Here is a 14,807-nt window from a genome sequence, read left to right as displayed (position 1 = left end):
TTACACCAGTAAGCCCAGTTGCACCAGTAGCCCCAGTCGTTCCTGTTCCGGTTGCACCTGTCGCACCAGTTACACCAGTAAGCCCAGTTGCACCAGTAGCCCCAGTCGTTCCTGTTCCGGTTGCTCCTGTCACACCAGTTACTCCAGTAAGTCCCGTTGCTCCGGTAGCTCCGGTTGTTCCCGTTCCGGTTGCTCCTGTCACTCCTGTTACTCCAGTAAGACCCGTTGCACCCGTGGCTCCCGTAGCTCCGGTTCCGGTTGCCCCTGTCGCACCAGTTACTCCAATAAGCCCTGTTGCACCAGTGATTCCAGTTGTTCCTGTTCCCGTTGCTCCTGTCACTCCTGTTACTCCAGTAAAACCCGTAGCTCCTGTGGCTCCTGTTGTTCCCGTTCCTGTTGCACCTGTCGCACCAGTTACTCCAGTAAGTCCCGTTGCACCTGTGGCTCCCGTAGCTCCGGTTCCGGTTGCTCCTGTCGCACCAGTTACCCCAGTAAGCCCTGTTGCACCTGTGGCGCCGGTCGTTCCCGTTCCAGTGGCTCCTGTCGTACCGGTTACCCCAGTAAGACCCGTGGCTCCAGTAGCCCCTGTAGCTCCCGTTCCCGTTGCACCTGTCACTCCAGTTACCCCAGTAAGACCCGTTGCACCTGTAGCTCCCGTCGTTCCTGTTCCCGTTGCTCCTGTCGTACCGGTCACCCCAGTTAAGCCCGTTGCACCTGTAGCTCCAGTTGTTCCTGTTCCGGTTGCACCTGTCACACCAGTTACTCCAGTAAGTCCCGTTGAACCCGTCGCACCAGTAGCTCCGGTTGTTCCAGTTCCGGTGGCACCTGTCGCACCTGTTACTCCAGTAAGACCCGTTGCACCTGTGACTCCGGTTGTTCCCGTTCCCGTTGCCCCTGTCGCACCTGTTACCCCAGTAAGACCCGTTGCACCGGTGGCTCCAGTTGCTCCGGTTCCTGTTGCACCTGTCGCACCTGTTACTCCAGTAAGACCCGTTGCACCGGTGGCTCCTGTTGTTCCCGTTCCCGTTGCACCTGTCACACCAGTTACACCAGTAGGCCCCGTTGCACCTGTGGCTCCAGTTGTTCCCGTTCCCGTTGCCCCTGTTACCCCAGTAAGTCCTGTTGCACCAGTGGCTCCAGTTGCTCCGGTTCCTGTTGCACCTGTCACACCAGTTACACCTGTTAAACCCGTCGCGCCTGTGGCTCCAGTTGTTCCGGTTCCCGTTGCACCTGTCACACCCGTTACTCCAGTAATCCCCGTTGCTCCGGTTGTTCCTGTACCCGTTGCACCTGTAGCACCAGTTACCCCAGTTGAGCCAGTGGCTCCAGTAGCCCCTGTAGCTCCCGTTCCTGTTGCACCTGTCACGCCAGTTACCCCAGTAAGTCCCGTTGCTCCGGTAGCTCCGGTTGTTCCCGTTCCGGTAGCACCTGTCACACCGGTTACCCCAGTAAGACCCGTTGCACCAGTAGTTCCCGTTGCTCCTGTCGTACCGGTCACCCCAGTTAAGCCCGTTGCACCTGTAGCTCCAGTTGTTCCGCTTCCGGTTGCGCCTGTCACACCAGTAAGCCCCGTCGCACCAGTAGCTCCAGTTGTTCCGATACCAGTTGCGCCTGTAGCACCAGTTACACCAGTTACACCCGTTGAACCAGTCGCGCCTGTGGCTCCAGTTGTTCCGGTTCCCGTTACCCCTGTCAAACCAGTTACTCCAGTAATCCCCGTTGCTCCGGTTGTTCCCGTTCCGGTGGCACCTGTCGCACCTGTTACCCCAGTAAGTCCCGTTGCTCCTGTCACACCCATTACGCCAGTAAGTCCCGTTGCACCTGTGGCTCCCATAGCTCCGGTTCCGGTGGCTCCTGTCGCACCAGTTACCCCAGTAAGCCCTGTTGCACCAGTGGCGCCGGTCGTTCCCGTTCCGGTGGCACCTGTCAGACCGGTTACACCCGTAGATCCCGTCCCACCAGTAGCTCCCGTTGTTCCTGTTCCCGTTGCCCCTGTCACTCCTGTTACCCCAGTTAAGCCCGTTTCACCTGTCGCTCCAGTTGTTCCTGTTCCGGTTGCACCTGTCGCTCCAGTTACTCCAGTAAGTCCTGTGGCTCCGGTTGTTCCCGTTCCCGTTGCGCCGGTTGCGCCTGTGGCCCCAGTTGCTCCTGTTCCGGTGGCGCCTGTCACGCCAGTTACTCCAGTAAGTCCTGTGGCCCCTGTCGCACCAGTTACCCCAGTTGAACCCGTCGCGCCGGTTATTCCCGTTCCGGTTGATCCTGTCGTACCGGTAACCCCAGTTAAGCCCGTTGCACCAGTAGCTCCAGTCGTTCCTGTTCCCGTTGCTCCTGTCACGCCAGTTACTCCTGTTCCGGTTGCACCTGTGTCCCCGGTTGTTCCAGTTCCGGTTGCGCCGGTCGCACCGGTTACCCCAGTAAGACCCGTTGCACCAGTGGCTCCTGTCGTTCCTGTTCCCGTTGCTCCGGTAGCTCCGGTTGTTCCCGTTCCGGTGGCACCTGTTAATCCTGTAGCACCAGTCGTTCCTGTTGTTCCAGTTCCGGTTGCTCCCGTCGCACCAGTTATACCCGTAGATCCCGTTGCACCAGTAGTTCCAGTAGTTCCCGTTCCTGTTACTCCTGTCACACCAGTTACGCCCGTAGATCCTGTTACCCCAGTTAAGCCCGTTACACCTGTGGTTCCGGTTGCACCGGTAGTCCCCATCTCTCCCATGGATCCTGTTGCTCCCGTTATTCCAGGATCGCCCGTGGCTCCTGTTATACCTGTGGTTCCAGTCGTTCCGGTAGCCCCAGTCACACCTGTATTACCTGTAACACCTGTCACTCCAGTGCTACCTGTGGTTCCAGTTACACCTGTTGTGCCCATTGCTCCAACGGCTCCAGTTGCTCCCGTCAAACCTGTGGTTCCTGTGGCTCCTGTTTCACCAGGATCGCCCGTTGCCCCAGTTATCCCTGTCGTGCCAGTCACTCCAGTGCTACCTATAGTTCCCATTCCAGTTGCGCCGGTTACACCTGTTATGCCCATTGCTCCCACGGCTCCGGTTGCCCCAGTCACACCTGTATTACCTGTAACGCCGGTCACTCCAGGATCGCCCGTCGCTCCTGTTACCCCTGTCGAGCCTGTTGCGCCTGTCACTCCTGGATCACCAGTAATTCCCGTGACACCTGTTTTCCCTATGGTTCCGGTTGATCCAGTCGCCCCCGTAATTCCTGTAACGCCGGGATCACCAGTTGTACCTGTAAGTCCTCGGATTCCGGTTGATCCCGTTATTCCTATCGAGCCAGTAGCTCCCGTATTCCCCATCCTACCTACTATTCCCATTGCTCCTGTGATTCCCGTAGCCCCGGTTACACCTGTCTTTCCTTGAAACCCTCTATATCCCCTCGGTCCACGTAACACAGGACATCTGGATCTGACAGCTCTTTTCTTTTTAAGCGCAAGCTTCTTTTTGGATTTACATTTTACTTTTCTTTTAATAGAAACACGAGTGCCTGCTTTTTTTAATTTGCGTTTGGTTGTACTGATTGAGGACATTTTGCGCTCCTTTTTGGACATATAGCTCACAAGAAAATCCCCCCTCCTTGTACACCGTATCTATTCTCCGCTTTTGCAATACTACACTCTATGTCTAGGACAGGTTTTGTGCACCGCCCATTAATGAAGTCATATCAGCATTCAGCATTTTGGTTTAGGTCGTAAGCATTAACCGATTCATAACACATTTTAATTATTGATTGATCAATTACAAATCGACATAACACATTTATTTCTTTTGCAGCTCACCTATCGTCTGTGTAATCCCTTCTTCAAAAGAAGTCATCTTCACCGGCCCAACCTTGGCCTCGTATTTCTTTTTACTCAACACCAGCGGTTCTTCTGTCAAATATAACATTTCAACAATTTCTTTCATTACCGGTACGGCCAATCCAAGCAGTGAAAGCCCTGTTTTGCCGAGGGCTATGACCGGTTTCGCTTTACCCGCCGCCTGTTGTGCAATACGTACGATTTCCTTACCAGATATTATCCCAGCACCAGGGATATTCCAGTTCTGCCGATAGGCATCATCTCTGCTCGCCAACTCCACAACCATGACCGCTGCATCTGGCAAATAGATATATTCTCGTGGCATTTTCATAGTTCCGATAAAAAAAGTCATTTTCCCTTCCGCTATTGCTTCAAGCGTAGACCCCAGGTAAGAAGCCTGATTGGCAGTAGGACCATAATAATCAGGCAAGCGAACAATCATCACTTGCGCTTTGCACCATTTGCTGCTAAATAACATCTGCTCAAAGGCAAGCCGAGTCTTTCCTTTTCGAGTATGCGGCTGCTTTGGATGTTCTTCAGTCACTTCTTTCATTTGTCTTCTGCCATACGGATAAATCCCGTCAATGACGACCACCTTTAGGCCCAATTGTTCTGCCGCCTCCATAACGGATTCACCCAGAGGAATCAGCTTGCTCTCCATTTCGTTATAAGGTACATTTGCGCAATGAAACATTACATCGGCTTCTAGTGAAGCAGCTATAATATCATCGAATCGGAATGCATCTCCAACAGCGATCTGTAGATGATCAGGCGAACCCAGTTTTACCGCAAGTTGCTCCAGTTTTTGACGTGAGCGACCAAAAATGATTGTAGAAATACCACGTTTAATCAATTCCTCTGTAATCGCTGCGCCCGTTCCACCTGTTGCCCCAACCACGATTGCTCTTTCCATTACATCTCAACCTCTTTCTCTCAATTAGTTATTGATCAATTACTTACTTCAACACAATATAACGTATATTTAGTGATTGATCAATAACTAAAATACAAAAAGGGACTCTTCCCTTTCTATCTATCCATAAGCTCTGGCATATCCAGTGCGGTTGATATATTACATAACATCCCGATTGCCAAGAATATCAACGTTCTTTGCTTTGGATTGGCACTGCCTGCGGCTGTAAAAGCTTCCAATACCATATCTCGCACCTCTGCGAATCCTTTTTGCATCGCTTGACGGATGACTTCTTCCTGAACCGTCTGCGCCTGCATTTGCAGCAAAATTTCGTTCTTGTGAGATTTAAGAATCTCTTCATAGGCTTCTGTTAACTCGTTCTCCAACTGATCTGGAGTAGCTGTCTCCACCACCGCTCGGAATGAATCAATCACTCGCGTCCAGGATACCTCAAGTGCTGTTAACAGCAAAGCTTCTTTGCTTTTAAAGAAACGAAAGATATACGGTTGCGAAATATTTGCTCTTTCTGCTACCTGAGCTGTGGTCGCCCGAAAATAGCCAATTTCAGCAAACACCTCAATCGCTGCGGATATGATATCACTACGTCGATTAACCGATACCGCTGCATTTTTAGCCATATTATCACACCTTCATTACATAGTAATTAATTGATCAATAGCTTGAAGTATATAGGAAAGTCTAATGCATTGCAAAGAGACTCATCCCTGCAATCTAAGCACAGCTTAGAAGCTCTCTATTGTTTAAACATTTCTGTGACGTCAATTTCATCCGTATGTATATCGCCTCATTACAGTTTATAATTATTCTCAACCACAATATAAATCGATATAAAGTTACTTGAATGGATAACCTACACCTACGGAACCAAGAAGAATATCGCTTTGGAATAGATGGATTTATCTTCTCATGACTACCCTGTTGCAAAATCAAAACACCCATGATATATTAATTGAGCCATCAATGATTGATGCATCAAATATTGATACGTCAAAGATTAACTTAGCAGATATTACTGACTAAGCAATGGCACTGTATAATGGCAACTTTATGTATTTTGTTCACATAAGCCGTTGTTCATGGTCGAGATTCACCCGGGAGGTCTAGTCATGACACGTGTGTTTTCCAAGGAGGAGCAGATCATCAATCTGCTCAACGGGCTGGGTAACAAGATCAGCCCCAAGTTCGAACGCTGTACGGGCATCAGCTCATCACGCTTTGAGATTTTGCATGAGTTGGACCAGGTGGACGAGATTAATCAGTCCATGTTGCAAAAAATCATTAATATCGACAGTGCGGCGATCACTCGCCATCTGAAGCAGCTTGAAGCCGATTCGATGGTCACCAGACGTAAAAATCCGGAAGACAACCGCGTTACCTTTGTCCGCCTTACGGATGAAGGACGGAAGCAAATCGAAGGTTATAAAGTTGAGAAAACCAATTTTATCAATCAGATTCTACAGGATTTTAGTGAAGAAGAAGTTCATCTGCTTGCTGATTTCCTGGAACGAATGCAAAACAATTTCTAAACCCATATATAGAGGAGAGAACCATACATGAGTACATTCCAAAGCACTTTTCAAAAGACAAATGATTTTAATGAAATTACTTACGGTCGCCGATCTGTAAAACTATACGATCCTGAAGTCAAAATCAGCCGTGAAGAAATGACAGAAATTCTGGCAGAAGCTTCTCGCGCTCCATCTTCCATCAATTTGCAGCCTTGGCGTTTTCTCGTTGTAGATACGGCTGAAGGCAAAGAAAAGCTTGCTCCTCTCGCGAAATTCAACCAAAATCAGGTTTTGACTTCCGCAGCAGTAGTTGGTGTATTTATTGATATGAACAATGTCGAGTATATGGACGAAATTTTTGGTAAAGCTGTCGAGCTCGGTTATATGCCACAGGAAGTCAAGGAAATGCAGCTCAAAACTGTAATGCCTTATTATGAAAATATGCCCGCTTCCGCTCTTCGCGATGTCAATCTGATTGACGCGGGTCTGGCTTCCATGCAATTGATGCTCGCTGCACGTGCTCATGGGTATGATACCAACCCAATCGGTGGTTATGAGAAAGATCAAATTGCTGAAGCATTCGGTATGGATAAAGATCGTTACCAACCCGTTATGCTGATCTCGATCGGTAAATCGGCCAAAGAAGGTCACCCTTCCTACCGTCTGCCTGTTGAGACAATTACGACTTGGACATAATATCAGTCAATGTTTTTATGTGCTCCAGCACCATTTACATTTCAAACAATAACAACATTCTAAATACACTAATGGAGGTTGAATATTATGATTATCATTCACGCTCACTTGCAAGTTAAACCAGACCAGGAACAAGCTTTTTTGGAAGCTACAAAAGTGCTGATCCCTGCAACACGTAATGAAGAAGGCAACATCAGCTATGATCTCGCCAAAAGTACTGAACGCGAACATCACTACACGATGATTGAGCTGTGGAAAGACGAAGCCGCTACAGCTTCCCATAATGCAAGCGCCCATTTCCAGACTTTCGTTCAACAAGCAGCAGCATTCATGGCCGCTCCAATGAACGTTGAAGTATTCGCTGGAGAAGCGGTTAAACACTAAAACATGAGCCTTACATTAATTAATTAAGCAGACCGACGAGATCGTCGGCTTGTGAAAAAGAAACCGCTCCTCGTCATGCTGACGGGTGAGCGGCTTTTTTGATATTGAACGAATTTTTTTATGATGAACATTTTAGTTTGTTGTATTTTATTTGGTATATAGATGCTTCATCAGCTCACGGTTTTTCTGCGTGAACAAGTCATTGTGCGAGGAAACCATTCCATGTGTATTGGCTTCGGGTGCCACGTACAGTTTGGCTTTGTTCACCGCATTGGCTGCGTCCTGGAACGCTCCTGCGATCAAATGAAGCTTCCCTTCATGATGCAAAATATCTCCCGCAGCAAAAATGCCCGGTACGGATGTTTCGCTGACTGGTGTGCCTGCGATCCAATGATCCTTCATATCAATCTTAATATGACTGTTCACAAGCAATTCCTTGTCCCTCTCATAACCGTAGTTAATGATGACCTCATCCACGGCCAGCTCCAATGAAGCTCCGTCCTCATTACGCTTCAGCACAACCGTCTCAATCTGTTGATGATCGTCTGTAGCGACCAGCTTCTCAATCGTTGTATTGAGCAAGCATTCGACTGAACTATTCTCAAGACGTGATATTTCAGCTTCATGGCCTTTCAGCGTATCTTTCCGATACGTTAAATAGACTTGTTTGGCAATAAGGGCAAGCTCGTTTGCCCAATCAATCGCCGCATTACCGCCACCCGAGATCAGAACCGTTTTGTCCTTGAAACGGGACAGCGATTTGACTGTATAATGTAAGTTCGTTACCTCGAAACGTTCTGCACCTTCAATTTCCAGTTTAATCGGCTTCAGAATTCCTCCACCAATAGCTAAAATCACAGTTTTGGAGTAATGTTTTTCCTCAGAAGCGGTGTGCAGTACGAAGTGTCCTTGCTCATCCTTGGATATGGACGTGACCTTTTCTCCAAGAACAACCTCTGGCTGGAAAGTCAGCCCCTGATTGACCATTTGTTCGATTAGTTGTGCGCCCGGAACGGGTTGTAAGCCCCCTATATCCCAGATCATTTTCTCAGGATACACATGTACCTTTCCGCCAAGATAGGGCTGGAATTCAATGATTTTGGTTTTCATTTCACGCAAACCGCTATAAAAAGCTGAAAATAATCCGGCAGGCCCACCACCAATAATCGTTACATCAAACAATTCATGATCTTTCATCTTGAATACCCCATTTCCGAATTGGTTTGTCCAACATTCTTCTTCCATTTATTCCTGCATGGTTAGAACGGCCGAGGACGCATCGAGAGAATAAATAGCTTTTATTGTATTCATCTCAGTCAGCCTTCCAAACCTTTATAATAATGATTCTCATTATCATTTAATACTATAGCAAGGATCATTGAAAATGCGAATGCACAAATCACCAATTTGGGATGTACTATTGTCTAATGGAGGCTTAATTAAGATGCGTGTATTCCGAAGGAGAAACACCAAATTTACTTTTAAAAATTCGACTGAAATAGAGCGGATTGGTATAACCAACACTGATCGCAACATCGCGAATCAAATAACTACCTGATTTCAGCAGCTCCCCTGCCCTCTCCATGCGATAATGAATAACATAGTCAATTGGGCGGAATCCCGTGTATTTGTGAAAAAAGTAGGAGAAACGCTTTGAACTCATGCCATGTAACTCTGCTAGCTCATCCAGTGTCAGCAGATTCATGTAATGTCCATGTATATAAGAGATGGCTTGCTCAATCACCTTTTCACTCGGCGAAGTTCCACTTTCCCGTTGACTGCAGCCTGTAAAAACCTGAACCATGATGCTCAAAAATAATTCTTTGACTCGAAGTTTGCCAATTCCCCCTTGCGCGTGTAATTGTTCCTGCAGCATAACCAGTAATTCAACAACCCTTGGATTGGCCCCGGAGTCCAATTTGAAATGAGAGTCGCATTCCTGAATGCTGTCGCCCTTTTCCAATAGGTCAAAACTATAAAATACTAAATAATATTCATACTCTGAATGACCATTCACTTGTGAGTCCAACTGCATGCCTGGTGCTGCATGAAAAACGGACCCGGGCTGTAATTCGTATATCGTTCCATCTACTGACATACTGGCTTCTCCCCGTACCACAAAAAGAAATCCATGATTTAATGTTCTGAAATCACGCAATATACTTTTGGGCTGTAAAACCAATCGATTGATTCCATCTATTTTAAAAGAATTATCTGCAAATACTGAAGCTAATTGATCCATATCTGTCATGGTAATTCCACCTATCTTTTAGAATCGGTTTAAACTGTGCCTATTTTATCTTATCACACGAATCAAGTCATACTGGGTTGCTTAGTTCACCTTTCCCCCGTCAAAACTACAAACAAAGGCCATCCCTTGTCTTGACGACAAAAGATAGCCTCATTAGCTATGTGTTCAATTAATCTAAAGATTTTTAGATTATTTCTTCAATAATAAATAGACAAAATACGGCACACCGATTAGGGAGACCATAATTCCTGCTGCAATTCCATCAGGATCAACCAGGTTGCGTCCAACCGTATCTGCAATTAATAGAAGCCAGCCTCCAAGCAGAACGGCTACAGGAATAAATAACGAGTTACGTGGACCGACCAGCGCTTTGGCGATGTGTGGAGCCATCAAACCGATAAACGCGATTCCTCCCGTAACCGATACAGCAGATGCGGCAGCTGCAACAGCAATCACCATGAGTACCAAGCGTTCCCGCTCCAGCTTCAACCCCACTCCGATTGCCGTTTCTTCGTTCAATCCCATGAGATCAAGCCGTCTGGTTCTGAACAAAGTAAGCGGGATTAACACAATCAGCCAAGGCAGCAAAGCCCATATGAATGGCCAGTCTGCCCCCCATATGTTTCCGGAGATCCACTTGGCAATAAAGTCGACCTTGGATCGCTCCGCCGAAGATATGATGACAATCATGATGCCTGACAGCGCCATCGAGAATCCAACCCCGACCAACACCATTTTTATGGGATCAAGTCCCTTGGTCCGGCTATAGGAGAACAGATAGATGAGCGCGGCTGTCAGTAATGCACCAATAAAAGCAGCTAACGGTAACATATAAACGAACGTGCCCACTTCAATCGGGAAATACAGAAAGAAGATGGCAACGGCAACACCTGCACCTGAATTGATTCCAATGATGCCTGGATCGGCCAAGTCATTACGCGTAATGCTCTGCAAAATAGAGCCTGACAGCGCAAGCGCCATACCAGCTAGTAATGTAATAAAAATTCGAGGTAATCGGACCGAAAACAGAACAAAGTCTTCTTTAAATGTACCTTGGCCAAATAACACCGGAATTACCCTTTTGAAAGACAACGAGGAATACCCCCAGCTCATACCTACCACAGCCGTGATGAGGATCAGCAGCAAACACACGAGCAGAATCAGTCGTTGCTTGCGAATTCGCGCAGACATTGTCATGAGAACGCTTTGCCCCCTCTACGCACAACGAACAGGAAGAAAGGTAATCCAAGCATGGAAGCAATGGCGACCACAGGTGTTTCGTAAGGTGCATTTATCGTTCGACCCAGTGTTTCGGCAACCAGCATAAACGATGCTCCGGCAAAAATGGATACGGGTATAATATACCGATAATCCGTGCCCACCAATTTACGGACAATGTGCGGGATCATTAAGCCGACAAAGGCCATATTTCCGATCAATGCAACCGACGCTCCGGTAAGCACGATGACCAGCAGGAACAGAACAGTTTTGACGAGTACAAGTTTCTGCCCCAGTCCAGTCGCCACCTCATCGCTCAGGCTAAGAATGTTGATCTGGTTGGAAAGAAACGGAACTACAGCTAAACCAATCAGTATGACAGGCGCAATAGCTTGAATCTGGCCCCATGTCGTTCCGATGAGTCCTCCCGAAGTCCACATGGATACATCCTTGGAAATTTTGAAAAAGATACTGATGCCATCCGAGATGGCATACATAAAAGCGGATACAGCTGCCCCGGCAAGCACTACCCGAATAGGGGATAAGCTCCCCCTCCGCATCGAGCCGAGCACAATAACCAATGCTGCTCCAAGTGCAGCACCAACAAAACAAGCGACCATAATTCCAAAATATCCGAGTGATGGCATGAAAACAAAAGCCAGGGCGAGTGCCATATTGGCACCTGAAGTCAAACCGAGCAGTCCAGGATCAGCCAGCGGATTGCGAGTAATTCCCTGCATGATGCCTCCGGAGACGGCGAGAGCCGCTCCGATCAGCATGGCAGCGAGTTCCCGTGGGAGTCTGATCTCTCGCAGAATAAGAATATTATCGTTCTTCGTCGCAGAGGTCAGGGTCAGCCATAGATTGCGGAATGTCGTTTCTTCTGCGCCAAACATCATGGCGATGATGAAACACACGATAAGTACGAGTACACTACCCAGCAGCTTGGTTGCAAACCGAAAAGGAAGTCGTTTATTTTTCATCGCGTTCAAGTTTTACTTGCCAAGAAAATGTTCGATAAAGAATTCCAGCTGGTATTCCATGCTGAGTGGATCATTGAAGTAGAATGCCTTGGCATCGGCTTCAAATACTCGATTATTTTTCACCGCATCAATATTTTTGTATGTTTCGGTATTTTGGAACGAATTGTCCTCATCGGCATTTTTACTGAATATTACATAGTCTCCCATGTAGTCTTTCAATACTTCGTTCGATACAGCAAAGAATCCGTCTTTCTTAGTAGCTTCCTTGACCTTAACTGGCATACCTAAACCGAATTGATTATAGAGTATTTCCGTTCCACGTCCGAAATTTTCACCATACACATAAAGTTGTTTATTGAACGTTTCAATAACGGATACAGTCGCATTGTCGCCAATTTTGGCTTTGATTTCTTCCCCTACTTTTTTGCTTCGAGCGTCAAAATCGTCAACCCAGGCCTGTGCTTCTTTTTCTTTGTTCACAAGCTTTCCGATCTCCAGTTGTTGCTTGAGGAAGTCCACCTTACCATATGTATAGGTGACTGTTGGAGCAATTTGCTTCAGCTTATCGATGTTCTTGATATCAGACAGGCCGATAATCAGATCTGGGTTCAATTCAATAATTTTCTCCAGACTTTCGTCGGTAACCGCCTCAGTATTCGCAAGTTTATCTTTGAAATTCGGGTTCTCCTTGGACATTTCATCCACACCGACCAGCGGCACATCCAGTGCCATCACGTTTCCTGTCAGGAATCGGGTCAGCACAACCACACGTTGCGGGTGGGAAGGAACTTCCACAGGACCTGTCTCCGATTGATATGTGAACGTACCCGAATCTGACTCGGATGAAGAACCTGTTGAATCCGTGTTCGAAGAAGTGGATTCGTTGGATGTAGTTGCATTCTCCGTTGTATCTTTGGCTGAGTTGCTTCCACAAGCGCTAAGCAATAAGACCAGAACTAATATAAATGGAACAAAAAGCTTTCTCATTAGATGACTCTCTCCCTTTTCTCTTTGAATATGAAAATCATTCTCATTACAATAGCTAATTATAGGCATGCAGGATGAACCTAACCATGCCTTTTTGTTTGAGAAAACCTTTGGATTATTGGATGCCAGTCCATAAGGATACAGCCCGTCCGAGCTGCAAACGAATGGAAACCGGGTTGTAGGGTATCCACTCTTCCTGCTCCAGATGATAGATCCGATTTCGCTTCACTGCCTCAAGCCCTTTCCAGTATTCCGAGTTAAATATACCTTCTGAATGAGCCTTGGACCCTTTTTCATCTGGAAAAACAATGACGAGCATACGAGTGCCCTCGTAATCCTGAAGTTCCGACAGTTGGATAGAGACCGAATGAAATTGGTCGCCAAACCTCTGTATTTCCTGGGCAATCTTGGCCGGAGGACGTAATCCGAGTGATTGATACATCACATATCCGACATTTCTGATTCCATATATTTGTAAAGTATCCGGTTTTATGACGAGAATGGTCAGCGTCTCATTCACAATCTGGCTCGTCTGAATGGCTTCCCGTGCCTGCTGTTCTTCCCTTTCAAAGTCTGCCAGCCATTGTTCTGCCTTCTCCCCCCTTTGAATGGCCTGTGCGATAAACCGCAGATGTTCTTTCCAACCAAGCTCCATCCAAGCAATTTCAACAATAGGAGCGATGGATCTCAGACGTTCAGAACTTAATCCGTTCATATGTAGATGCTGATTTGCTGCAATGATGAGCTCAATATTAGCATCTAGCAATGCGGACTTTATTTGTTCAGGTGAACTGTCAGAATGGATAAAACGTATCGTTTGAGGTGGGCTAACTCCCTCTGTGCTTACATATTCGCTGCTTTCCGAGATGACGACCGCTGGTTCCAATCCAAGTAACATTAGATGGCTTGCATAAGGTGCACACCACACAGCCACTCGTTGAGAAGGTCTGCGACGTGTGTAACCTGAAGGACTCTCTCCTGTCTGCTGCTTGAAGCGACGACTAAGATAGAATTCATCCTTATATCCGACCTTCAGCGCGATCTCACGAAGTGAAGCGGACCCGCCAATTAATAACTCTTTGGCACGGTGAACACGCAAGCGTGAGAGATACTCATTGGGTGAAAATCCAGTAAGCTGCTTAAATAGGATGGAGTAGTGAGAGCGACTGACTCCCGCAATTTCGGAAAGTCCTTCGGTTGTTATCTTCTCACTAACATGGTTTTCCATAAATGTGATGCTGCGTTCCATAGATGGTTGCTCACTCGCAATATATTTTGCTTCCATTCGTTCCAACAGACTCATCAGTACTTGATGAAACAGAATCTGGTTACGCATATGCCTGACTTCATTGCCAGGTAAACGATACATATAGAGCTCCTCAAGCTGTGCTGCAATCGCAGGTTCATAGAACTCAATAAGAGTTTCTGTTGCGAGCACACTGGACCGTCCCATGGCTATCATTGGCAGTGATCTCTTCTGTTCTTGCGTGCGAATGGAGAGGGTGTATATATGAAGTGGATGCATCTGATTCCCCTGTATAACGACATCACTCTGCGCCGGAATAAGGATTACCATGCCATCGGTGAGTTCGTATATGTGATCGTCGAGATGAAGTGAACCCTTACCACTTGAAACGGCCAACAGAACGGTTAGGTTCTCATGGATCCTATGTATCGGCATGGTTGACGTACTATACAATGATTGAATGCTGTCTGCTGTATATATTGGAAAATAGGACTCTGCCCATTCCGAGTTGTTCATTTTCTTATCCTCCGTGACTGTTATGACTGTTAGCGGAAAACTAAAATAATCGTTCCGTTCTGGGGTCACTCAGTCCACTTACTGATGATGGGATGATGCCTGATAAACGGCTCTGCATGACTATTTTAACATTAAGGCTTCCTTCAGAATACTAGCATTCCGATTATAAATAGCTTATACGATTGTCGCCATAACTATGTGAGAGTTCATAAGGAGAATTAGCATAGGTTAATTCAATGCAAAACACGTTCCATAGCATGTTTGTCTTATTATTGTTCTTCT

At 46.9% G+C, this 14,807-nt stretch carries 11 protein-coding genes and 1 pseudogene; 3 read left to right on the top strand and 9 right to left on the bottom strand.

Annotation, left to right across the window (positions count from 1 at the left end; translation table 11 throughout):
* From AC4PM4_RS19480 to AC4PM4_RS19470, 3 genes and pseudogenes are all read right to left on the bottom strand, one after another.
* Window positions 1-3,301, bottom strand: a pseudogene (locus tag AC4PM4_RS19480) (hypothetical protein); the annotation flags it as partial.
* Between the two features lie 460 nt (window positions 3,302-3,761).
* A complete protein-coding gene (locus AC4PM4_RS19475) occupies window positions 3,762-4,715 on the bottom strand; it encodes an NAD-dependent epimerase/dehydratase family protein (protein WP_491614312.1) in 954 nt (317 codons plus the stop codon).
* A gap of 116 nt (window positions 4,716-4,831) precedes the next feature.
* A complete protein-coding gene (locus tag AC4PM4_RS19470; protein ID WP_063568300.1) occupies window positions 4,832-5,353 on the bottom strand; it encodes a TetR/AcrR family transcriptional regulator in 522 nt (173 codons plus the stop codon).
* A gap of 489 nt (window positions 5,354-5,842) precedes the next feature.
* Between AC4PM4_RS19470 and AC4PM4_RS19465 the strand changes: the two genes are divergently transcribed.
* From AC4PM4_RS19465 to AC4PM4_RS19455, 3 genes are all read left to right on the top strand, one after another.
* On the top strand, window positions 5,843-6,262 hold the full coding sequence (locus AC4PM4_RS19465) for a MarR family winged helix-turn-helix transcriptional regulator (protein WP_063568299.1): 420 nt from the start codon (window positions 5,843-5,845) through the stop codon (window positions 6,260-6,262).
* A gap of 27 nt (window positions 6,263-6,289) precedes the next feature.
* Window positions 6,290-6,940: a nitroreductase family protein gene (locus AC4PM4_RS19460; protein WP_491614311.1), complete on the top strand. Its 651-nt coding sequence runs from the start codon at window positions 6,290-6,292 to the stop codon at window positions 6,938-6,940.
* An 87-nt stretch (window positions 6,941-7,027) separates the two neighbouring features.
* Window positions 7,028-7,324 carry a putative quinol monooxygenase gene (locus AC4PM4_RS19455; protein ID WP_063568297.1) on the top strand — a complete coding sequence of 99 codons (297 nt, stop codon included), beginning with the start codon at window positions 7,028-7,030 and terminating at the stop codon, window positions 7,322-7,324.
* 147 nt (window positions 7,325-7,471) lie between these two features.
* Here the strand turns inward: AC4PM4_RS19455 and AC4PM4_RS19450 are convergent, their stop codons facing one another.
* The 6 genes from AC4PM4_RS19450 to AC4PM4_RS19425 form a co-directional block, all read right to left on the bottom strand.
* Window positions 7,472-8,521 carry an NAD(P)/FAD-dependent oxidoreductase gene (locus AC4PM4_RS19450; RefSeq protein ID WP_274570364.1) on the bottom strand — a complete coding sequence of 350 codons (1,050 nt, stop codon included), beginning with the start codon at window positions 8,519-8,521 and terminating at the stop codon, window positions 7,472-7,474.
* A gap of 238 nt (window positions 8,522-8,759) precedes the next feature.
* Window positions 8,760-9,575, bottom strand: coding sequence for a helix-turn-helix domain-containing protein (locus AC4PM4_RS19445; protein ID WP_491614310.1), 816 nt, complete (start codon window positions 9,573-9,575; stop codon window positions 8,760-8,762).
* 189 nt (window positions 9,576-9,764) lie between these two features.
* Window positions 9,765-10,772 (bottom strand): FecCD family ABC transporter permease, encoded by a 1,008-nt coding sequence (locus AC4PM4_RS19440; RefSeq protein WP_063568295.1) that lies wholly within the window; start codon window positions 10,770-10,772, stop codon window positions 9,765-9,767.
* The gene (locus AC4PM4_RS19435; protein ID WP_274570510.1) at window positions 10,769-11,776 is read right to left on the bottom strand and encodes a FecCD family ABC transporter permease; all 1,008 of its coding nucleotides are present in this window, start codon (window positions 11,774-11,776) and stop codon (window positions 10,769-10,771) included. Before AC4PM4_RS19435 ends, AC4PM4_RS19440 begins: the two co-directional genes overlap by 4 nt.
* A gap of 12 nt (window positions 11,777-11,788) precedes the next feature.
* The gene (locus AC4PM4_RS19430; protein ID WP_063568294.1) at window positions 11,789-12,763 is read right to left on the bottom strand and encodes an iron-hydroxamate ABC transporter substrate-binding protein; all 975 of its coding nucleotides are present in this window, start codon (window positions 12,761-12,763) and stop codon (window positions 11,789-11,791) included.
* 115 nt (window positions 12,764-12,878) lie between these two features.
* Window positions 12,879-14,225 carry a helix-turn-helix domain-containing protein gene (locus tag AC4PM4_RS19425; RefSeq protein WP_491614309.1) on the bottom strand — a complete coding sequence of 449 codons (1,347 nt, stop codon included), beginning with the start codon at window positions 14,223-14,225 and terminating at the stop codon, window positions 12,879-12,881.
* Window positions 14,226-14,807 lie beyond the last annotated feature (582 nt).

Source organism: Paenibacillus sp. MDV22-iso6, assembly GCF_058408365.1.
The sequence above is the reverse complement of the archived record's forward strand: the minus strand, read 5'-3'. Positions and strand labels throughout refer to the sequence as shown.